The 21,598-nt window shown below is 71.6% G+C and carries 17 protein-coding genes; 8 read left to right on the top strand and 9 right to left on the bottom strand.

Annotated features, from left to right (window positions below; genetic code table 11):
• Positions 1-165 precede the first annotated feature (165 nt).
• Positions 166-678, bottom strand: coding sequence for a DUF6912 family protein (locus tag ACFYO9_RS38720; protein ID WP_355816665.1), 513 nt, complete (start codon positions 676-678; stop codon positions 166-168).
• A gap of 300 nt (positions 679-978) precedes the next feature.
• Here ACFYO9_RS38720 and ACFYO9_RS38715 point away from each other — a divergent pair, with 300 nt between their 5' ends.
• Positions 979-1,500 carry an Rv3235 family protein gene (locus ACFYO9_RS38715; RefSeq protein ID WP_358778034.1) on the top strand — a complete coding sequence of 174 codons (522 nt, stop codon included), beginning with the start codon at positions 979-981 and terminating at the stop codon, positions 1,498-1,500.
• 151 nt (positions 1,501-1,651) lie between these two features.
• Here the strand turns inward: ACFYO9_RS38715 and secA are convergent, their stop codons facing one another.
• On the bottom strand, positions 1,652-4,486 hold the full coding sequence (gene secA, locus ACFYO9_RS38710; RefSeq protein ID WP_355816661.1) for a preprotein translocase subunit SecA: 2,835 nt from the start codon (positions 4,484-4,486) through the stop codon (positions 1,652-1,654).
• Between the two features lie 224 nt (positions 4,487-4,710).
• Between secA and ACFYO9_RS38705 the strand changes: the two genes are divergently transcribed.
• Together ACFYO9_RS38705 and ACFYO9_RS38700 are read left to right on the top strand one after the other, a co-directional pair.
• The gene (locus tag ACFYO9_RS38705) at positions 4,711-5,283 is read left to right on the top strand and encodes a GNAT family N-acetyltransferase (RefSeq protein WP_355816658.1); all 573 of its coding nucleotides are present in this window, start codon (positions 4,711-4,713) and stop codon (positions 5,281-5,283) included.
• Positions 5,284-5,328: 45 nt separating this feature from the next.
• The gene (locus ACFYO9_RS38700; RefSeq protein WP_358778035.1) at positions 5,329-6,522 is read left to right on the top strand and encodes a DNA glycosylase AlkZ-like family protein; all 1,194 of its coding nucleotides are present in this window, start codon (positions 5,329-5,331) and stop codon (positions 6,520-6,522) included.
• Positions 6,523-6,564: 42 nt separating this feature from the next.
• Here the strand turns inward: ACFYO9_RS38700 and ACFYO9_RS38695 are convergent, their stop codons facing one another.
• From ACFYO9_RS38695 to mtnA, 7 genes are all read right to left on the bottom strand, one after another.
• The gene (locus ACFYO9_RS38695; RefSeq protein ID WP_355820517.1) at positions 6,565-7,308 is read right to left on the bottom strand and encodes a response regulator transcription factor; all 744 of its coding nucleotides are present in this window, start codon (positions 7,306-7,308) and stop codon (positions 6,565-6,567) included.
• A gap of 207 nt (positions 7,309-7,515) precedes the next feature.
• The gene (gene hpf, locus ACFYO9_RS38690; RefSeq protein WP_388667332.1) at positions 7,516-8,208 is read right to left on the bottom strand and encodes a ribosome hibernation-promoting factor, HPF/YfiA family; all 693 of its coding nucleotides are present in this window, start codon (positions 8,206-8,208) and stop codon (positions 7,516-7,518) included.
• Between the two features lie 314 nt (positions 8,209-8,522).
• Complete coding sequence (locus ACFYO9_RS38685) at positions 8,523-9,365, bottom strand: ComF family protein (RefSeq protein WP_358778036.1); 843 nt, start codon at positions 9,363-9,365, stop codon at positions 8,523-8,525.
• Positions 9,366-9,589: 224 nt separating this feature from the next.
• A complete protein-coding gene (locus tag ACFYO9_RS38680) occupies positions 9,590-11,344 on the bottom strand; it encodes an LpqB family beta-propeller domain-containing protein (RefSeq protein WP_358778047.1) in 1,755 nt (584 codons plus the stop codon).
• 115 nt (positions 11,345-11,459) lie between these two features.
• The gene (gene mtrB, locus ACFYO9_RS38675) at positions 11,460-13,784 is read right to left on the bottom strand and encodes an MtrAB system histidine kinase MtrB (RefSeq protein ID WP_358778037.1); all 2,325 of its coding nucleotides are present in this window, start codon (positions 13,782-13,784) and stop codon (positions 11,460-11,462) included.
• Position 13,785: 1 nt separating this feature from the next.
• Positions 13,786-14,475 carry a two-component system response regulator MtrA gene (gene mtrA / locus ACFYO9_RS38670; protein ID WP_189176211.1) on the bottom strand — a complete coding sequence of 230 codons (690 nt, stop codon included), beginning with the start codon at positions 14,473-14,475 and terminating at the stop codon, positions 13,786-13,788.
• A 4-nt stretch (positions 14,476-14,479) separates the two neighbouring features.
• Positions 14,480-15,637 (bottom strand): S-methyl-5-thioribose-1-phosphate isomerase, encoded by a 1,158-nt coding sequence (mtnA, locus tag ACFYO9_RS38665; RefSeq protein ID WP_358778038.1) that lies wholly within the window; start codon positions 15,635-15,637, stop codon positions 14,480-14,482.
• Between the two features lie 140 nt (positions 15,638-15,777).
• Here mtnA and ACFYO9_RS38660 point away from each other — a divergent pair, with 140 nt between their 5' ends.
• From ACFYO9_RS38660 to ACFYO9_RS38640, 5 genes are read left to right on the top strand one after another with little or no spacing between them, the layout of a single operon-like run.
• The gene (locus ACFYO9_RS38660; RefSeq protein ID WP_358778039.1) at positions 15,778-17,139 is read left to right on the top strand and encodes a glycerophosphoryl diester phosphodiesterase membrane domain-containing protein; all 1,362 of its coding nucleotides are present in this window, start codon (positions 15,778-15,780) and stop codon (positions 17,137-17,139) included.
• 4 nt (positions 17,140-17,143) lie between these two features.
• Positions 17,144-17,869 (top strand): DUF4129 domain-containing protein, encoded by a 726-nt coding sequence (locus ACFYO9_RS38655; protein ID WP_358778040.1) that lies wholly within the window; start codon positions 17,144-17,146, stop codon positions 17,867-17,869.
• Complete coding sequence (locus ACFYO9_RS38650) at positions 17,866-19,164, top strand: DUF4350 domain-containing protein (protein WP_358778041.1); 1,299 nt, start codon at positions 17,866-17,868, stop codon at positions 19,162-19,164. The genes ACFYO9_RS38655 and ACFYO9_RS38650 overlap by 4 nt, the downstream gene beginning before the upstream one ends.
• A complete protein-coding gene (locus ACFYO9_RS38645; protein ID WP_358778048.1) occupies positions 19,164-20,150 on the top strand; it encodes a MoxR family ATPase in 987 nt (328 codons plus the stop codon). Before ACFYO9_RS38650 ends, ACFYO9_RS38645 begins: the two co-directional genes overlap by 1 nt.
• A complete protein-coding gene (locus ACFYO9_RS38640; RefSeq protein ID WP_358778042.1) occupies positions 20,150-21,460 on the top strand; it encodes a DUF58 domain-containing protein in 1,311 nt (436 codons plus the stop codon). The genes ACFYO9_RS38645 and ACFYO9_RS38640 overlap by 1 nt, the downstream gene beginning before the upstream one ends.
• The last annotated feature ends 138 nt before the right edge of the window (positions 21,461-21,598 follow it).

The raw sequence follows: 21,598 nt of genomic DNA, 5'->3' as shown, positions 1-21,598 counted from the left end.
GAGCACCGAGCACGCTGTAGCAATGTTGTCCGCGAGGCGTGGCGAACAGTGGATGGCGAGTACGCACATACCCCCGCGGCCCCGCACCCACAAACAAACCCAAGGCGCAGACGGCGGCCCAAGAGCCCCTGCCCCACGGGATCAGGCGATCAGGCGATCAGGCGATCAGGCGATCAGCCCGGGAATCTCCTGCGTGGCGAACCACAGCAACTCGTGGTCCTCCGCCCCGTCCACGACGAACCGCGCATCATCGTCCCCCTGATCCGCCGCCCCCAACGCCGCCGCGGCCGCCGCCACATCCGCCTCAGCGTCCGCCGCATCGACATGCACCGCCGCGGCCTTCCCGAGCCGCAACCCACCCGAGAGCCGCACCTCCCCGAGCGCCCCCTGGTCAAGGCCACGATCAGGGTCGGCCACCGCATCCCCGTCCGGCACGTCGGCCGCGAGAACGACGCGTCGCCGCGCCACCCCGCCGTCGGGGTCCACCGCGATCAGCCGCAGCGACGCCACCGCGGCCCGGTTCAGCGCCGCGTACTCCAGCTCCTCGATGTCGTCGGAGACGTACCACTCCCGCAGGGCGGGCGTCACGGCGTAGGCGACCAGCGGCCCTGGCCCCAGCTCCCCCGCCTCGTACGCCTCGGCGAGCCGGGGCAGGGTCAGAGGAACGTAGACGCGCATGGCTGACCGCTTTCGTCCGTGTCCGCACGGGGCGGACCTCGTGGTCGTGGAAGACCCTCAGGATACGTGCGGGAGTCCCCCATCGAGGTGCCCCCACCACCCCGGACACCGTCAACACACCCTCCGCCCCGTCACCCGGTACGCCCCAGCGCTCACCGCGTCGACGAGGCCCCACGCCCCCCTGATAGGTGAACCCGGATCCCCCCGCCCCCACACCCCCTCACCGCTTGCGCCCTCCCCCGCCGCCCCCGTACAAGATCCCCAACGAAAGTTACTCCCCGGTACGAAACGGAGGCGCCCATGCGCAAGGTGATGACGAGGCCCCGCCCACGCCCGACCGCGACCCGCACCCCCGCGGGCCGCCCCCCGAACCGCCGAGACTCCCGCCGCCCCACGCCCCCGTCCCCCTCCCCCACGACGCCCACCCCCACGGCCGCCCCCACCCGGGGCCAAGCCCCCGGAACCCGCCAGACCCCCCGCACGATCCCCGCCCAGCCACCCCCGCACCCCACGGAGGTCTTCGCGGAACGCCTCGTCCTGGTCCTCAGCGGCCAGCGCCCCCTGCACTGGGTGGCCCGCCACATCGCCAACACGGCCTTCGACGACCTGGCCCGGCTCGCCGAGCTCCGCCCCCTCTGCGCGGGCGGCCACCGCCCCACGATCCACCGCATCGGCCACTACCAGCCGCACCCCGAGGCGTACGAGGTCTTCGCGCGGGTGGCGACGGGCCCCCGCCTGCGCGCGCTGGCGTTCCGCCTGGCGCTGGGCCCGGACCGCAGATGGCGCTGCACGGCGGTGGAGACGGATCCGAGCTCTTCATAGAGCACGCCAAAGGGGCCGGACAAAAGCCCGGCCCCTCCGAACAACACCACAAGCCACCGTCACATCACACGACAACGGCACCGCAAGCCACCGCCACATCACACGACAACGGCACCGCAAGCCACCGTCACGTCACAGCGACAGCGCCCCGCTACTTCTTCCGGCGCCGCCCGCCCTTCTGAGCCTTGCGCCGCTCCGCGCGGGTCATCCCGTCCGACTCGGACCGGACCCCTTCGCCGTCCGTGGCGAAGTCGCCCTCGTCGACGCCGCCCTCGGCGTTCGGCGCCTGGAAGTGCAGGCGGTCGGGCCGCTGCGGGGCCTCCAGGCCCTTCGCGTGGATCTCCGGCCGGGAGTGCGCGCCCGCCGGCACCGCGTCCTGCGCGCCGTCCTTGGTGAGCGAGGGCGCCGTGTCCTCCAGCGGGACCTCCTCGACCTGCTGCTCAACCTGGACCTCCAGGTTGAACAGGTAGCCGACGGACTCCTCCTTGATGCCGTCCATCATGGCGTTGAACATGTCGAAGCCCTCGCGCTGGTACTCGACCAGCGGGTCCTTCTGCGCCATGGCACGGAGGCCGATGCCCTCCTGGAGGTAGTCCATCTCGTAGAGGTGCTCGCGCCACTTGCGGTCGAGGACCGACAGGACGACGCGGCGCTCCAGCTCACGCATGATGTCGGAGCCGAGCTGCGCCTCACGCGCCTCGTACTGCTCGTGGATGTCGTCCTTGATGGACTCGGAGATGAACTCGGCGGTGAGACCCGCGCGGTCGCCCGCGTCCTCCTCCAGCTCCTCGACGGTGACCTTGACGGGGTAGAGCTGCTTGAAGGCGCCCCACAGCCGGTCCAGGTCCCACTCCTCGGCGAAGCCCTCGGCGGTCTCCGCGGCGATGTACGCGTCGATGGTGTCGTCCATGAAGTGCGTGATCTGCTCCTGCAGATCCTCGCCCTCCAGGACGCGGCGACGCTCGCCGTAGATGACCTCACGCTGGCGGTTGAGGACCTCGTCGTACTTGAGGACGTTCTTGCGGGTCTCGAAGTTCTGCTGCTCGACCTGCGACTGGGCGGAGGCGATGGCGCGGGTGACCATCTTGTTCTCGATCGGGACGTCGTCCGGCACGTTGGCCATGGACATCACGCGCTCGACCATCTGCGCCTTGAAGAGCCGCATCAGGTCGTCGCCGAGCGAGAGGTAGAACCGGGACTCGCCCGGGTCGCCCTGACGGCCGGAACGACCGCGCAGCTGGTTGTCGATGCGGCGCGACTCGTGCCGCTCGGTGCCGAGGACGTAGAGCCCGCCGAGGTCCTTGACCTCTTCGAACTCGGCCTTGACGGAGCGCTCGGCCTTCTCCAGGGCGGCGGGCAGCGCCGCGGCCCACTCCTCGACGTGCTCGACCGGGTCGAGGCCGCGCTGGCGCAGCTCCGCCTCGGCGAGGTCGTCGGGGTTGCCGCCGAGCTTGATGTCGGTGCCTCGTCCGGCCATGTTCGTGGCGACGGTGACGGCGCCCTTGCGGCCGGCCTGGGCGACGATCGTCGCCTCCCGGTCGTGCTGCTTGGCGTTGAGCACCTCGTGCTGCACGCCGCGCTTGGACAGCTGCTGCGAGAGGTACTCCGACTTCTCCACGGAGGTGGTGCCGACCAGGATCGGCTGCCCCTTCTCGTGCTTCTCGGCGATGTCGTCGACGACGGCGGCGAACTTCGCGACCTCGGTGCGGTAGATCAGGTCGGACTGGTCGGCGCGGACCATCGGCCGGTTCGTCGGGATCGGCACGACGCCCAGCTTGTAGATCTGGTGGAACTCGGCGGCCTCGGTCATCGCCGTACCGGTCATGCCGGAGAGGCCGCTGTCGTAGCCCTCGCGCTTGTAGAGGCGGAAGAAGTTCTGGAGGGTGATGGTCGCCAGGGTCTGGTTCTCGTCCTTGATGTCCACCCCTTCCTTCGCCTCGATCGCCTGGTGCATGCCCTCGTTGTAGCGGCGGCCGGCGAGGATACGGCCGGTGTGCTCGTCGACGATCATGACTTCGCCGTCGATGACGACGTAGTCCTTGTCCTTCTTGAAGAGTTCCTTGGCCTTGATGGCGTTGTTGAGGTAGCCGACGAGGGGGGTGTTCACCGACTCGTAGAGGTTGTCGATGCCCAGCCAGTCCTCGACCTTGCTCACGCCGGACTCGTGGATGGCGACGGTGCGCTTCTTCTCGTCGACCTCGTAGTCCCCGGTCTCCTCGATGCCCTTCAGCTGATTGCCGGGCTCGCCCTTGGTGAGGCGGGTGACCAGCTTGGCGAAGTCGCCGTACCACTTGGTGGCCTGGTCGGCGGGGCCGGAGATGATCAGCGGCGTACGGGCCTCGTCGACGAGGATCGAGTCGACCTCGTCGACGATGGCGAAGTTGTGGCCGCGCTGGACGAGCTCCTCCTGCGACCACGCCATGTTGTCGCGAAGGTAGTCGAAGCCGAATTCGTTGTTCGTGCCGTACGTGATGTCGCAGCTGTACTGCTCGCGGCGCTGGGCCGGCGTCATGTTGGCCAGGATGCAGCCGACGCTCAGACCCAGGAACTTGTGGACGCGGCCCATCATCTCGGAGTCGCGCTCGGCCAGGTAGTCGTTGACCGTGATGAGGTGGACGCCCTTGCCGGACAGGGCGTTCAGATACGCGGGCAGCGTGCCGACGAGGGTCTTGCCCTCACCGGTCTTCATCTCGGCGACATAGCCCATGTGCAGCGCGGCGCCGCCCATCATCTGGACGTCGTAGTGGCGCTGGCCCAGGACGCGCTTGGCGGCCTCGCGGACGGTCGCGAAGGCTTCGGGCAGGAGGTCGTCGAGCGTCTCGCCGTCGGCGTAACGCTCCTTGTACTCCTCGGTCAGCGCGCGCAGCTCGGCGTCGGAGAGGCTGACGAAGTCCTCTTCGATGGAGTTGACCTGGTCCGCGATGCGGTGCAGCTTGCGCAGGATCTTGCCTTCGCCTGCACGCATGATCTTTGAGAGGACGGACACGGGGGTTGGTCTCCTTGCCGGTCGGGCCTGGCATGGTCGGTTTTACTCGTCGGGCAACGGCCATCGTATGCGAGGACCAGGCTGCCCCGGGAGGTGTGCCATGAGGTCAACGGACGAGGGGCGCCGAAGGTGCCGGGTAGCACCCCCGAGTGGCTCGTGCGTGGTGATCGCGAAAGCTCGTAAAAAGCTGGCTCCGAGCACCCTCACCCCAGCAGAATCGTTCGATGGAGCCCGTCACTCTCACCACCGAACGTCTGTGCCTGCGCATCTTCACCCCCGCGGACACGGACGAGACCTACGCCGCCTGTCAGGACCCGGACATCCAGCGCTGGACGACGATCCCGTCGCCCTACGCGCGCGTGGACGCCGAGACCTACATCGAACGCGTGGTGCCGGACGACTGGCGCAACGACCGTGAGTACGCCTTCGCGGTGCGCCCGCGCGAGGGCGGTCCGCTGCTCGCCGCCGTCAGCCTGCACCACCCGCGTTCGGGCGCCTGGGAGGTCGGTTACTGGCTGGCCAAGGAGCACCGGGGCCGCGGCTATATGACGGAGGCCGTGCTGGGGCTCGCGCGGTGGGCCTTCACGGAGCTGCTCTGCACCCGTCTGGAGTGGCGGGCGGAGGTCGGCAACACCGCCTCGCGGGCCGTCGTGGAGCGGGCCGGCTTCACCGTCGAGGGCGTGAACCGCGCGGGTCTGCTCAACAAGGGCGTGCTCCGTGACTGCTGGATCGGCGCGCTGCTCCCCTCGGACCTGGACCTGCCGTCGCCGTACCCGTACCTGCCCGCCCGGCACTGAATCCGCCCGCCGCTGAACCAGCCCAAGTCCCGGGCCCAGGCCCCGATGTCAGTGCCGCCGCCTATCGTTCACCCCATGACGAGCCTGCCGAGTCCCGCCACCGAACTCTCCGCCGACGAGGCCCGCCGCATCGCCCTGCGCGCCCAGGGTTTCCTCGGTGCCCCGGACCGCAGGTCCGGCGTGCGGGGCGTCCTGCGGCAGCTCGGCGCGGTCCAGCTCGACACGATCTCGGTCCTGGCCCGCTCGCACGAACTGATTCCGTACGCACGGCTGGGCGCCGTGGGCCGCGACACCGTGGAGGCGGCGTACTGGACGCAGACCCACGCCTTCGAGTACTGGTCGCACGCCGCGTGCGTCCTGCCCATCGAGGAGTGGCCGCACTTCGCCTTCCGCCGCCGCGCCTACCGCACCCGCCCGCACTGGCACCACGACCTGACCCCGGGCACGTACGAGCAGGTCATCAAGCAGCTCCGCGCCGAAGGCCCGCTCACCGCCACGGAGTTGGGCGGCGCGAAGAACAAGGGCGAGTGGTGGGACTGGTCCGAGTCGAAGATCGCGGTCGAGCGCGCGCTGATGTACGGCGAGGTGGTGTGCACGGAGCGCCGCTCCTGGAAGCGTGTGTACGACCTGGCGGAGCGCGCCGTTCCGGACGGGCTGCTCCACGACGACCTGGACGACGCGGAGTGCCTGCGCCGCCTGGTCCGCCAGGCCGGCGAGGCGCTGGGCGTCGGCACGCGCACGGACATCACCGACTACCACCGCATCAGGGGCGAGCAGTTCGACGCGGTGGTCGCCGACTCGGGGCTGGTTCCGGTGACGGTGCAGGGCTGGGAGAAGCCCGCCTGGGCGGACCCGCGGGCGCTGGAGACGACGCCCCGCGGCCGGCACCGCACGACGCTCCTGTCGCCCTTCGACTCGCTGATCTGGGAGCGGCCGCGCACCGAGCGGATCTTCGGCTTCACGCACCGCCTCGAGGCGTACGTGCCCAAGCCGAAGCGGATCCACGGCTACTTCGCGATGCCGCTGCTCGCGGGCGGCAGGCTGGTCGGCCGCGTCGACCCCGCGCGCGAGGGCCGCACGCTGGTGGCCCGGCAGGTGTCGCTGGACGGCCCGAAGGCGGTGGCCCCGATGGCGCAGGCGCTGCTGGAGGCGGCGTCCTGGGTGGGCTGCGATGCCGTACGGGTGGAGCGGGTGGACCGCCCGGAGCTGGCGGCGGCGCTGACCGCCGCGGTCGCGTAGGGCCGCTCGCCCTAGGGCCGCTCGCCGGACGAGAGACCGGCCCTAGCGGATCTCGAGGATCTTCTCCCGCATCGCGTAGACGACGGCCTCCATCCTGGAGTGCAGCTGCAGCTTCTCCAGGATGTTGCGCACGTGGTTCTTCACGGTGTTCTCGGAGATGAACAACTCCTTGGCGATGTCGCGGTTGTTCATCCCCGTGGCGACGAGCTTGAGCACTTCCAGCTCGCGGTCGGTCAGCCGCGGCGCGGGCACGAGTCTGCGCTCGTCGGTGCGCTGGATCATCGACTTGAACTCGGTGAGCAGCTTCGACGCCATCGACGGACTGATCTGCGACTGCCCGTCCGCCACCGCGCGGATCGCGGTCGCCACCTCGTCCGTGGAGATCTCCTTGAGGAGGTACCCGGTGGCGCCCGCCTTGATCGCGTCGTAGAGGTCGGCTTCCTCGTCGCTGATCGTCAGCATGATGATCTTGGCGCTGGGCGCCACCTCCTTGATGGAGGTGCACGCCTCGATGCCGCCGCGCTTGGGCATGCGGACGTCCATCAGCACGATGTCGGGCAGCAGGTCCGCGGCCTTGTCGACCGCCTCCGCGCCGTCGCCGGCCTCTCCGACGACCTGGATGTCCTCCTCGGCGGCGAGGACGATCTCCAGGCCGCGGCGGAAGAGGGCGTGGTCATCCACCACAAGAACCCTGATGGGCTCCTTGCGTGGGGCGCCCGCGTCCGTGCCGATGCCGATGCCGTCGCCGGCATCCTCGTGACGCATCGGACCGAAGCTGTCCGCCATCGTTCCTCCCCCATGAAGGCCGCGGCCTGTTGTGCCTCTGCTGCGCCAACGCCAGGCGACAGCACACCGGTTGACCGGCCCGCCCATGATTTCATGCCCGGCGCCGGTGCGGTGCGCACCGTGGGCGCACGGTGGTGCCCCTGGGGGCGCACAGGCGCTCCAGGGGCACGACCTCGGCTCTTACGGGGCAGTCCTACGGGGCGGTGGTCAGCCCGCGAGGGCTCCGCCGCCACCGGCCGACTCGGCCTTGGCGACCATGGGGTCGGTGTTGAGCCGGATGACGCCGTAGTCGTAGGCGTGGCGCCGGTAGACGACGCTCGGTTCCTTGGTCTCGGAGTCGACGAACAAGTAGAAGTCGTGTCCGACCAGTTCCATCTCGTAGAGCGCCTGGTCGAGCGACATGGGGGCCGCGACGTGGGTCTTCTCCCGGACCACGAGGGGTCCTTCGCCCTGGATCTCCAGGGAGCCGATCTTCTTGACCGGCACGCCGTCGGGCTCTTCGTCGTGCGCGATGGAGCCGTCTCCGTTGAAGGACGCGGCGTCCGGAACCCGCTCGGCGACCTCGGCGGCGGAGAGCCTGCCGTTGCCCCGGCGGTTGTGGCGCTTCTCGTGCTCCTTGCGCAGCCGCGCGTCGAGCTTGGCCGTGGCCAGGTCGAGTGCCGCGTACGGATCGGCTGCCGAGGCCTCCGCGCGAATCACGGGCCCACGCGAGCGGAGGGTGATCTCCACGCGGTCGGAACGGTCGGCCTGGCGCGGGTTGGTTTCCTTGGACACCTCGACGTCGAGGCTGATCACCTTGCCGTCGAGCTTCTGGATCTTGTCCAGCTTCAGCTTCTCGGCCACGTGCTTGCGGAACCGCTCGGGCACCTCGGTCTTGCGGCCCTTGACGACGATGTCCACGCAGAACTCCGTTCCCGGATCACTCCGCTTCGGATGCGGAGCGTCTCCCTTTTGCACCTGACCCCGGTGACTCCCGGGGCCTCGGACTCGGTGACTTCCACCTCCTCCTCCCCCGTGGGCAAGATCTCCACCCCACCGGCCCGGGTGATTGCGAAAAACCCGCAGGCCGGCATTCCGATATGCGAGGGACGGCGTCCGCCATTCCTCACAACCGAACATATCTCGCCCGGAGGGAAGTCGTCACCCTCTACTGCCGCGTACCTCCATTCAGGTGCTTTAGACCTCTCATCACCTGGAACGATGCAAGTTCTCAATCAGTTCCGGTTTATTTCGAAGGATTCCGGTGGCGCAGCGACAACAGCCGCGCCGAAGGTCTTCTCGCAGCCCAATAACGGCCCATGTGCGGCCCCCGTTCCCCGGTCCCGTCCGGTCTTCGCCTGCGTTTTCTCTTCCGTGCGTACAGCACGTAATGCCCGGGTGGCCTCCGCCAGGGACGCCCCCGTGGTCATGAGGTCGTCCACGACCACGATCCGCCCGTCGCCGAGCAGCCGGCCACCGCCCGCGGTCACCTCCAGGGCGCCCGCCAGATTGGCCTGCCGCTGCCGGGAGTCGAGCCCCGACTGGTCGGCGACCGCGCGCCGCTGACGCAGCACGGCGAGCACCCGCGCCGGGACACCCGCCCGCCGCAGCTCGGCCGCCGCGGCGAACGCGATCCGTCGCGCCGGGTCGTGCCCGCGCGCCCGCACCGCGGCCCGCGCCGAGGGCACGGGAACGAGCGACAACGGCATCACCTGCCCCTGTGGACCATCCTGTGTGCCTCGTACCCGCGATCCCGGCGCCCTATCACCCGCGGCCCCGGTTTCGGCCCGCAGACCGGCGCACACGGCTTCGGCCAGGGCCGCCCCGAGCGGGCGCGCGAGCCCCAGGACGCCGCGCTCCTTGTGCGCGAGCAGGACGGCCCGTACCGCGTCCTCGTACGGCGCCGCGCCGTACACGACCGGCAGCCCGGGCGGCTCCGGCACCGGCCGCACCCGGCGCGCGGCGCCACCGCACAGGGCGCGCCGGCACGCGTCGCAGAGCGCCGTACGGGGCTCGCCGCAGCCGCCGCACTCGGCCGGAAGCACCAGGTCGGTGAGGTCCTGCCACCAGCCCCGCATGCGACCACCCCCGCGTGGCCACCACTCTGCCAAGACGCGGGCGGCACGACCACCCCTGTGGATAACTCCGCCCGAGCGCCTGTGGACAACTGCGCGTGGCTGGGGGCGAGTTCCTCGCCGAGCAGGCGGTTCTCCGCGTAGCCGCGCAGGAAGGGACCGCGCAGGAAGGGACCGCGCAGGAAGGGACCGCGCAGGAAGGGGCCGCGTAAGAGTGGTCGGCCCGCTCAGCCCGGGTAGACCGGAGCCATCCCTTCCTTCACCACGGTCTGCCACTGCGACCCCGTCGGCAGCCGGACGATCCCGTCGTCCGAGTGCGCCACGAGCGGCTGCCGCTCGTCGTCGGACGCCGCGATCTTCTCGACGCCGGTCAGGCCGGGCAGCGTGGTGAGCGGCAGCACCGAGCCGTCGCACTGGACGTACCGGATCTGCTGCACCCCGCCGGTCTCCCTGCCGACGACCACGAGCCGGCTGCCGCCCGCCCACGACATGGCGGTGACCTCCGCCATCTGCGGCGCCGCGGGGGTCGGGTCGAGGACCGATATCGAGGGCCGCTCATCCTTGCCCGCGGTCCGCTCGGCCCGGCCGATCCACAGGGACTTCTTGCCGCCCTTCTCCACGAGCAGCGCGACGCGCACGCCGTCGCCCGACACCCGCACCTCGCGGACCCGACCGTCCAGGGCGGGCACCTCGACCTCGACCGGCTTGCCCGTGCCCTGTTCGAGCCAGAGCAGCCGGGACCGCTTCGGATCGCGGTCGGCCACCCACAGGTTGCCCCGGCCGTCCCAACTCGGCGTCGAGAGGCGGTCCTCCTCCGACTTCGCCTTGCTGCGCAGCCGCGCCTTGCCGAGCGGGTCGTCCGAGAGCAGCGACCCCGTGTACAGCGACTTGCCGTCGAGCGACACCCCGGCCGCCCGCTGCTCGTCACGCGCGACCGCCGCCGAACGCAGCGGCTGGTCACCGGCGCCGAGGGCGCCCGTCACCGGCTCCGGGTCCACCGAACTCCCGGCGTTGGCCGACATCCGCACCAGCCGGTGCTTCTCGTCGATGAAGTACTGGAAGTCGGGGCGGTCGGCGCTGCGGTGCGGAGCGACGGTCTCGGCCCTGTCCTGGCTCAGGACACAGAGCATCGAACCGTTCGACCGCTGCAACGTCACCTGTTCGACCCCCGAAGGCGTCAGGTCCTGCAGGGTGAACAGGAGTTGGGCCGCCATCTCCTTGCACTTGGTCTGCCCGGCGTCGTCGGCCCGGCTGTTCAGCTGTACGGTCAACCGGTTCTGGTCGTCCAGGGTCAGCGACTTGTCGGGGTCCTTGAGAGCCGTGCCGCTCGGGAAGCTCGAATTCACCACGAGACGCAGCCAGTTGGTCGGCCCCTCCAGCAGCGTCTTCACCGTCTGCGTCAGCGGATCGATGCGCTGCCTGATGTAGACGGGGTCGGCGACCAGACCCGGCCTGCCGCTCACGCCCGCACCGGCGGGCCCGGCGAAGTAGTACTTGTTGACGGGCCGGTAGATCCGCTGGAAGTCCGACTCGCCGAGCACCACGCCCGTCGGCGGCTTGTCGATGCGCCACTCGTTCCCGCCCGGACCGCCCGTCTGGCTGAGGTGCACGGTCTGGTTGTACGCCGCGTCCTCGGGCCGGTACGCGTGCTGCGCGTCGACCCGCGCGACCTGACGGCCGGTCAGCGAGTAACGCCGGCTGCGCTCTGCGTCGTTCCCCGCGTTGCCCGCGTCGGTGTTGGGGCCGTCCGCGAGCACCGTCGTGGACTCCTCGGGATGCCACGCCCGCGACGCCTTCTTGGACAGATACTTGCGCGCCATCGCGAACTTCGGGTCGTCGCTGGTCAGAGCCTCCAGGAAGCCCTGCACGATCTCCATCGCCTTGGCGCCCTCGCGCGGCGGCAGGGCGTAGACGCGGACCTGCGACTGCGAGTCCGGGCGCTGCGAGGCGTCGACGGACTTGAGGTTCCCGCTGTCGGGCATCGAGGCACACCCGGCCAGGAGCGCCCCGCAGCTGCCGAGCAGCAGGGCGGTGCGCCGCGGACGTCCGCGGCGCGCGCGGCCGCCGCCTCGGGCACGGTGGCCGCGTCCGGCACGGTCAGCGACCACGAGTGTTCTCCTGTTCCCTGGCCGTACCCGGCTCTTCCCTGCGGGCGCCCGCCCCGGACTCCGGCGTCACGTCGTCGAGATCCACGCCGTCGAGGTCTACGTGGTCGAGGTGGTCGAGGTCTACGTGGTCGAGATCGACGTCGTCGAGATCCAGGTCGGCGTCATCCAGGTCCACGTCGTCGAGGTCCGGGTCGCCCAGATCCACGTCGCCCAGGTCCACGTCGTCGAGGTCCACGTCATCCAGGTCCGGGTCGCGGAGATCCGCGCGGTCCACGTCGTCGTCCAGGCGGCCGCCCGAACCGTCCACACCCTCCGAACCGTCCGAACCGTCACCCTCCGACGGCCTGCGGGCCACGACCCGTGAGCCGTTGCCGGGCAGCGCCGCCGGGTCCACGGGCCCGGCCTGCAGCAACCTCGGCGGTATGGGCCCCTTGGCCGGCACCGGCGGTGAGACCCGCTCGGAGGCCGCCGCGGCCGCCTGCGCCGGCACCGTGGCCAGCTTGTTGCCGCCGCCGAGAGGCAGCCCCGCGTCGTTGAGCCCGCGATGGCGCCGGGAGTCGTCCGGCTCCAGCGGTATCGGCGAGCCCCGCAGCGGCTCGTCCGCCGTCCTCGGCAACGTCAGCCGGAACTGTGATCCGCCGCCCGGCTCGCCCCAGGCCTGCAGCCAGCCGCCGTGCAGGCGGGCGTCCTCCAGGGCGATGGAGAGGCCGAGCCCCGTACCACCGGTGGTACGCGCGCGTGCCGGGTCCGCCCGCCAGAAACGGCTGAAGACCCGGGTCGCCTCGCCCGGCTTGAGCCCCACGCCGTAGTCCCGTACGGCGACGGCGACCGCACCGCCCGCGACGGCGAGGCGCACCACGACGTCCTTGCCCTCACCGTGCTCCACGGCGTTGACGACGAGGTTGCGCAGCACCCGCTCCACCCGGCGCGCGTCGGCCTCGGCGACCACCGGCTGCTGGTCCCCGACGACCCGTATGTGCGTGCCCTTGCGCTCGGCGAGCGGCTCCGCACCGCCGACGACCCGGCGTACGACCTCACGGAGGTCTATCGGCTCCGCCTCCAGCGCCGCCGCCCCCGCGTCGAACCGGCTGATCTCCAGCAGATCCGCGAGCAGCGACTCGAACCGGTCGAGCTGGTCGGCGAGCAGCTCCGCCGACCGCGCGGTCACCGGATCGAAGTCCACCCGCGCCTCGTGGATGACGTCGGCCGCCATCCGTACCGTCGTCAGCGGCGTCCGCAGCTCGTGCGACACATCGGACACGAACCGCCGCTGCATCCGCGACAGCTCCTCCAGCTGCTGGATCTTCAGCTGCAGGTTCTGCGCCATCTTGTTGAAGGCCTCACCGAGCCGGGCGATGTCGTCCTCGCCGGTGACCTTCATCCGTTCCTGCAGGCGCCCGGCGGACAGCCGCTCGGCGATGCCCGCGGCCATCCGGACCGGCGTGACGACCTGGCGCACCACCAGCCACGCGATGGCGCCCAGAAGCACCACGACGAAGAGGCCCGCGGTGGCGAGCGTCGTCCTGACCAGGTTCAGCGACTCCTCCTCCTGCGTCAGCGGGAAGAGGTAGTACAGCTGGTACGGATCGCCGTTGAGGTCGTTGAGCCGCTTGCCGATCACCAGGCCGGGCTGCGCCTCACGGCCGTCGTCGAAGACGATGCGGGTGTTGGCCTGATAGACGCCGGTGCCGTCGTCGACCTGGCGGCGCAGCTCCTCGGGCACGCTCAGGATCGGCTCGACGCCGCCGGAGGCCCGCGAACCGCGCACGCTGCCGGAGTCGCCCGCGGAGGTGGGGCTGAGCGTCACCACGGCGAAGGCGTTCTGCCCGCCGCTGGACAGCTGCTCGACGAGGTCGGACATCCACACGGCGGCGTTGCGGCCGTCGGCCGTGCTGCCGTCCTGGCCCTGCCCCTGGCCCGCGCTCTGCCGCGCGGCGTTGACGCTGTCCTGCGCGGCCCGGAAGCCGCCGTCGGCCTGGCTCTGCGAGGCCTTGACCTTGGCCTTGAGCAGGCCGTTGTTCACCGAGCTCAGCACGGCGAAGCCGAGCATGAGGACCACGCCCAGCGACATCAGCAGGGTCGTGGCGACGACCTTGAGCTGGATGTTGCGCCGCCACAGCCGCACCGCGGGCAGCAGCGGGCGGCGCACCCAGCGCACGAAGAGCCGCAGCACGGGGCTGCCCTGCACCCCGCCCTGCAGCAACAGCCCGCCGTCGGCGAGCCGCCCGAACCGGGAGCGGTGCCGCGCCGGTCCAGTCCGCCCCGAACGAGCCCCCGAAGCTCCGGGCGCCGAGGAGGAACTGTCCCGGGACACGTCAGCTCGGTCCGGCCTTGTAACCGACGCCACGGACGGTCACCACGATCTCCGGCCGCTCGGGGTCGCGCTCGACCTTGGAGCGGAGCCGCTGCACGTGCACGTTCACCAGACGGGTGTCCGCCGCGTGCCGATAGCCCCAGACCTGCTCGAGCAGCACCTCACGCGTGAACACCTGCCACGGCTTGCGGGCCAGCGCGACCAGCAGGTCGAACTCCAGCGGCGTCAGCGCGATCGACTGCCCGTCCCGCTTCACGGAGTGCCCCGCCACGTCGATGACCAGGTCACCTATGGCCAGCTGCTCCGGCGCGGGCTCCTCCGACCTCCGCAGCCGCGCCCGGATCCGGGCCACGAGCTCCTTCGGCTTGAACGGCTTCACGATGTAGTCGTCGGCGCCCGACTCCAGGCCGACCACCACGTCCACGGTGTCGCTCTTGGCCGTGAGCATCACGATCGGCACCCCGGACTCCGCCCTGATCAGGCGGCACACCTCGATGCCATCACGGCCCGGCAACATCAAATCCAGCAGTACAAGATCCGGCTTTGCCTCCCTGAAAGCGGCCAGCGCCTTGTCGCCATCAGCTACGAACGACGGCTCAAAACCTTCACCACGCAGCACAATCCCGAGCATCTCGGCCAGTGCGGTGTCGTCGTCGACGACAAGGACTCGTCCCTTCATGCCTGACATCATCCCATTAGCTCATCGTTACCTGGCGTGACCTGGCACACAGCTCGGCAAGGCCCTCTGCTGTCACAGGTGACAGAACGCCCTCTTCCGTGACGATCGCCGTCACCAGCTCGGGCGGCGTCACGTCGAACGCGGGGTTGTACGCCTGGGTCCCCAGGGGTGCCACCGGAATCCCGCCTCCCGCTTCCATCCCGTTCACGGGCACCCGTGCCACCGTGACCTCCGTCACCTCGTGGCTGGCCCGCTGCTCGACCTCGATCGCCGCTCCGTCCGGCGTCTTCGGATCCACGGTCGTCACCGGCGCCACCACGATGAACGGCACATGGTGGTAGCGCGCCAGCACAGCGAGCGGATAGCTCCCCACCTTGTTCGCCACCGAACCGTCGGCCGCGATGCGATCGGCGCCGATCAGCACCGCGTCCACCTCGCCCGCCGCGAACAGCGAACCCGCCGCGTTGTCCGTGAGCAAGGTGTACGCCATTCCGTTGCGCGCCGCCTCATATGCGGTGAGCCGGGCCCCCTGCAAAAGCGGCCGCGTCTCGTCCACCCACAGCCTGCGCAGCCGCCCCTCCCGGTGCGCCCGCAGCGCCACCGCGAACGCCGTGCCCTCCCCTCCGGAGACCAGGGCCCCCGTGTTGCAGTGCGTCAGGATCCGGTGACCACCACCGGGCAGCAGCTCGTCGAGCAATGCCAGGCCGTGGGCCGCCATCCGGCCACTGGCCTCGGCGTCCTCGGCGTGCAGCGCCCGCGCCGCGTCGAGGGTGGCCGCGGCCGCTCGCCGGCTGTCGGCGCCGCCGGCGACCGCGGCGCGGTGGGCGGCCTGGGCGCGACGTGCCCCGTAGGCGAGATTGACCGCGGTGGGCCGCGCCCCCGCCAGTGAGTCCGCCGCCTCGTCCACGTCGAAGCCGCGGGCGGCGGCGAGGGCGACGCCGTACGCCCCCGCGATGCCCAGCAGCGGTGCCCCTCGCACCGCGAGCGTACGAATCGCCTCCACCAGGGCCGGTGCGTCGGTGCACACCAGCTCGATCTCCTCGCTCGGCAGCCTGGTCTGGTCGAGCAGGACCACCACGGGCCCCTCGGGTGGGTCGTCCCATCGGATCGCGGGAACCGTCGGTATCTCGGTCGGCCGGTTGTCCTCGCTCGATTGCGCGTACTGATCAGCCATCCGCCCAGTCTGCCCCGTACCCGGCAGACAATTGAAGGTGTACAGCCGCTACGGCACCCGGTCACCTCCCGGGCACACCGTGGCACGATGGCTGGCAACCTGCCGCCGCACCCGCGGACGGGCACCTTAAAGGAGCGACGATGAACGACACTCCGGGCTGGGCCTCGCCCGGATCTGCCCCCTCCGACGGACAGGACGGCGGCAAGCCGGACGCCGACGGACCCGCGGACGCCGGCCAGGACGGCAGCCAGGACGCCGGCCAGGACGGCGGCCCGTCCAAGTGGTCCAAGGAGCAGCCGCCGCCCGCCCAGTGGTCCCCGCCCAGCGCCGCAGGCCCGGGCCAGGCCCCGCCGCCACCGCCCGCTCCGCCCGGCCAGGGCAGCGGCTGGGGCTGGGGCGGCCCGCCTCCGGGCAGTCCCGGCGGCCCCGGTGGCCCGGGCGCTCCAGGAGGCCCTGGAGGACCTGGAGGTCCGGGGGGCTACCGAGGCTGGGGAGCCTGGCAGGGCCCGCCGCCCGCGGCCAAGCCCGGCGTCATCCCGCTCCGCCCGCTCGGCGTCGGCGAGATCCTCGACGGCGCCGTGTCGACCATGCGCGCCCACTGGCGCACGGTCCTCGGCATCTCCCTCACCGTGGCCGTGGTCACGGAGATCATCGTCGTCCTGCTCCAGGGGCTCGTCCTCAACGAAGCCATCGACACGGACACGCTCAACGACCGGAGCGCCACCCCCGGTGAGCTCACCCGCGCCATGGGCGACAACCTGCTGAGCTCCGGAGTGGTCCTCGCGGTCACCCTGCTCGGCACCATCGTCGCCACGGCCCTCCTGACGATGGTCACCAGCCGCGCCGTCCTCGGTAAGTCGGTGACCGCCGCGGAGGCCTGGCGGGACGCCCGCCCCCAGCTCGCCAAGCTGTTCGGCCTGACCCTGCTCATTCCGCTCATCGGCGCCGCGATCGTCATCGTCGGCATCCTGCCCGGACTGCTGATCGCGCTGGCGGGCCCGTCCGACGCCGGCGCCGCCCTCGCCGTACTCGGCGGTCTCGCCGCGGGAGTCGCGGCCCTCTGGGTCGTGGTCCGCCTCTCGCTCTCCTCTCCCGCGCTCATGCTGGAGAAGCAGAGCATCAAGAAGTCCCTGACCCGCTCCGCCAAGCTGGTCCGCGGCTCCTGGTGGCGGGTCTTCGGCATCCAGCTGCTCGCCGCGATCATCGCCAACGTCATCGCGTCGATCATCGTCATCCCGTTCACCTTCATCGCCGGGGCGGTCAGCGGCGAAGGCGTCACCGGCTTCCTCGACAACACCGGCGAACTGGGCTGGACCTTCCTGATCATCAGCGGCGTCGGCTCGATCATCGGCTCCATGCTGACGTTCCCGATCACGGCCGGCGTCACCGTGCTCCTCTACGTCGACCAGCGGATCCGCCGCGAGGGCCTCGACCTCGAACTGGCCCGCGCCGCCGGCGTCCCCGGCCACGCCCCCACCCCGCCCGGCACCCCGGGGAGCTGATGCGGTGACCGCGGCGGGGGCAGCACTCAGAGGGCTCGGGGCGGCTCCGCTCCTGCCGCGCACCGGCGACGACCCGCCGGTGACCGTTCCGCGCGACCCCGCGCGGGAGGCCGCCGAGCGCGAACTGTCCAAGCCGATGTACCACGAGAACGACCCGAGCCTCTTCCAGCGCGCCCTGAACCGCTTCTGGGGCTGGGTCGACGATCTGTTCTCCGCCGCCTCGGGAGCCACCCCGGGCGGCGCGCTCGGACTCCTGGTCGTCGTCCTTGCGATCGTGCTCGTCGTCGCCGCCTTCTGGTGGCGCCTGGGCACCCCGCACCGCACCGCGGGCCCCGCCCCCGCCCTCTTCGACGACCGCCCCCGCAGCGCCGCCGAACACCGCGCGGCCGCCGAGGCACACGCCGCCCGCGCCCACTGGAACCAGGCCGTGCAGGAGCGCATGCGCGCCCTCGTCCGCGCCCTGGAGGAACGCGCACTCCTCGATCCCCGCCCCGGCCGCACCGCCGACGAGGCCGCCGCGGAAGTGGGCCGTCCACTCCCCGCCCACGCCGGCCGACTCCGCGCCGCCGCCCACGACTTCGACGACGTGACATACGGCGGCCGCACCGCGGACCAGGCGGCGTACCTGCGCCTGGCCGCCCTCGACCACGACCTGGCACGCACCAAACCAGTGCTGGCCGGCCCCGACCACCCCCTGCCGAGCGACAGCCCCCGAGGGGCCGCCGAATGACCGGCCCCACCCCGCCCACGGAGCCGGCCCAGCAACAGACCGCGCCCGCCACCACCCCGGGGCAGCCCCCCGCGCAGACAGCGCGGGCCTCGACGTCGCCCCCTGCGCAGCCGGCGCCGGCCTCGACGTCGCTCTCCCCCACCCCACGCCGGATCTGGACCCGCTCCCGAGGCATCGTCCTCGCCCTGGTCGTCCTCCTCGCGGCCGCCGTCGCCGTCGCCGCCGTCCGCTCCGACGGCCGGCACGGCCGCCTCGACCCCCGCTCCACCGACACCCACGGCAGCCGGGCCCTCGCCCAACTCCTCGCCGACCGAGGCGTGTCCACCCGCGTCGTCACCAACACCGCAGAGGCCGGGGCCGCGGCCGGACCCGACACGACCCTCCTCGTGACCGACCCCGACCTGCTCACCGGACGCCAACGCTCCGGCCTCCACGCGGCCACCGAGGACTCCGGCGGCCGCACCGTCCTCGTCACCCCGGGCAAGCCCTCGCTCAAGGACCTCGCCCCGGGGGTCACCGCGGACCCCACGACCAGCGCCGAGTCGACGCTCTCCCCTCGCTGCTCCCTCCCCGCGGCCCGCCGCGCCGGCGACGCGGACATGGGCGGCATCCGCTACGACACCCTCGCTCCGGATGCCGAGGCCTGCTACCTCAGCGACGGACTCCCCAGCCTTCTCCAACTCCCCGCCCCCCACGGAAAGGGCGACACCGTCGTCCTCGGCGCCCCCGACATCCTCTTCAACGACCGCCTCGACGAGCAGGGCAACGCCTCACTCGCCCTCCAACTCCTCGGCTCCCGCCCCCACGTCGTCTGGTACCTCCCCTCGCTCTCCGACGACCAGGCCGCCACCGACGCCGAGCGCCGCGGCTTCTTCGACCTCATCCCCTCCGGCTGGCGCTGGGGCACCCTGCAACTCGCCATCGCCGCCGTACTCGCCGCCCTGTGGCGCGCACGCCGCCTCGGCCCCCTCGTCGCCGAACGCCTCCCCGTCGCCATCCGCGCCTCCGAAGCCGTCGAAGGCCGCGCCCGCCTCTACCGCAAGGTCAACGCCCGCGACCGCGCGGCCGCGGCCCTACGCACGGCATCCCGCACCCGCCTCGCCCCCCTCATCGGCGTCTCCCCCACCCGGGCGCACACGCCCGAGACCCTGATCCCCGCCCTCACCGCCCGACTCCGAACCCCCGGCCAAGATCTGCACGCCCTGCTCTTCGGGCCGCCCCCGGGCAACGACGCAGCGCTCGTCGCCCTCGCCGACCAACTCGACGCCCTCGAAAGAGAGGTACGCCACTCATGATGGACCCGACCACTGACAACGGGCCCAGCGGCGACCCCCGCGACTCACGCGCCTCCCTCGAAGCGCTGCGCACGGAGATCTCCAAGGCCGTGGTCGGCCAGGACCCCGCCGTCACGGGTCTCGTCGTCGCCCTCCTCTGCCGCGGCCATGTCCTACTGGAAGGAGTCCCTGGGGTCGCCAAAACGCTGCTGGTCCGCGCACTTTCCGCGAGCCTCGAACTCGACACCAAGCGCGTCCAGTTCACCCCCGACCTGATGCCGAGCGACGTCACGGGCACCCTGGTCTACGACGCCCGGACCACCGAGTTCTCCTTCCAGCCGGGACCGGTCTTCACCAACCTCCTGCTGGCCGACGAGATCAACCGGACCCCGCCCAAGACCCAGTCCTCCCTCCTCGAAGCCATGGAGGAACGCCAGGTCACCGTGGACGGCGTGCCCCGCCCGCTCCCCGAGCCGTTCCTCGTCGCCGCCACGCAGAACCCCGTCGAGTACGAGGGGACGTACCCCCTCCCCGAGGCCCAACTCGACCGCTTCCTGCTGAAACTGACGGTCCCCCTCCCTTCCCGCCAGGACGAGATCGACGTCCTCACCCGGCACGCGGCGGGCTTCAACCCCCGCGACCTGCACGCCGCCGGCGTCCGCCCCGTGGCAGGCCCCGCGGACCTGGAAGCCGCCCGCGCCGCCGTCGCCAAGACCTCCGTCTCCCCCGAGATCACCGCGTACGTGGTGGACGTGTGCCGCGCCACCCGCGAGTCCCCCTCCCTGACCCTCGGCGTCTCCCCCCGGGGTGCCACGGCGCTGCTCTCCACGGCCCGCGCCTGGGCCTGGCTCACCGGCCGTGACTACGTCATCCCCGACGACGTCAAAGCCCTCGCCCTGCCCACCCTGCGCCACCGGATCCAGCTCCGCCCGGAGGCCGAGATGGAAGGCGTCACCGCCGACTCCGTCATCAACGCGATCCTCGCCCACGTCCCGGTCCCCCGCTGATGGCCCTCACCGGACGCACCGCCCTCCTCGCGGCCCTGGGCACCCTCCCGGTGGGCCTGTGGGACCCCGGCTGGACCGGCATCGCCGCCGTCAACGCCCCGCTGGCCCTGGCCTGCGCCTGCGACTTCGCCTTGGCCGCGCCCGTACGCCGCCTCAGCCTGACCCGCTCCGGCGACACCTCCGTACGACTGGGAGAAGCCGCCGCCGTAGAGCTGACCGTCACGAACCCCTCCAACCGCCCCCTGCGCGCGGAGCTCCGTGACGCCTGGCCGCCGAGCAGCTGGCAGCCCGGCACGGAAGTCGACGCGTCCCGCCACCGCCTGACCGTCCCGCCCGGCGAGCGCCGCCGCCTCGCGACCCGTCTGCGCCCCACCCGCCGCGGCGACCACCAGGCCGACCGCGTGACCATCCGCTCGTACGGCCCGCTCGGCCTCTTCACCCGCCAGGGCAGCCACAAAGTCCCCTGGATCCTCCGCGTCCTGCCGCCCTTCGCCAGCCGGAAGCACCTGCCCTCCAAACTGGCCCGGCTCCGCGAACTCGACGGCCGCACCAGCGTCCTCACCCGAGGCCAGGGCACCGAATTCGACAGTCTGCGCGACTACGTCCCCGGCGACGAAACGCGCTCCATCGACTGGCGGGCCACGGCCCGCCGGTCCAGCGTCGCGGTCCGCACCTGGCGCCCGGAACGCGACCGCCACATCCTTCTGGTCCTCGACACCGGCCGCACCTCGGCCGGCCGCGTGGGCGACGCCCCGCGCCTCGACGCCTCCATGGACGCCGCGCTTCTCCTGGCCGCGCTCGCCTCCCGCGCCGGCGACCGGGTGGACCTGCTGGCCTACGACCGTCGCGTACGAGCCCTGGTCCAGGGACGCTCCGCGGGGGACGTCCTCCCGTCCCTGGTCAACGCCCTGGCCACCGTCGAGCCCGAACTCGTCGAGACGGACGCCCGAGGCCTGACCGCAACAGCCCTCCGCACGGCGTCCCGCACTTCCCTCATCGTCCTGCTCACGAGCCTCGACACCGCACCCATCGAAGAGGGACTCCTCCCCGTACTCCCTCGCCTCACCGCACGCCACAAGGTCGTGGTGGCATCGGTCGCCGACCCGCACATCGCCAAGATGGCAACCTCTCGCGGCACGGCAGAAGCGGTCTACGACGCCGCAGCAGCAGCCCAGGCCCAGTCGGAACGTCACCGCACGGCGGAAAAACTGGGACGCCGCGGGGTCACCGTCGTGGACGCCACCCCCGACGACCTCGCCCCGGCTCTGGCGGACACCTACCTTTCCCTCAAAGCAGCCGGCCGCCTCTGACAATTGACAATGCGACGGGCGGGGGCGGACGCGGAAAAGGCCCCGGAACGCAGAAAACCCCCGCACCATAAGGTGCGGGGGTTTCCCGTTCAAAATTAGTTCGGCGGCGTCCTACTCTCCCACAGGGTCCCCCCTGCA

It is taken from the genome of Streptomyces sp. NPDC005863 (assembly GCF_042871345.1).
Classification (GTDB): Bacteria; Actinomycetota; Actinomycetes; order Streptomycetales; family Streptomycetaceae; genus Streptomyces.
The sequence above is the reverse complement of the archived record's forward strand: the minus strand, read 5'-3'. Positions and strand labels throughout refer to the sequence as shown.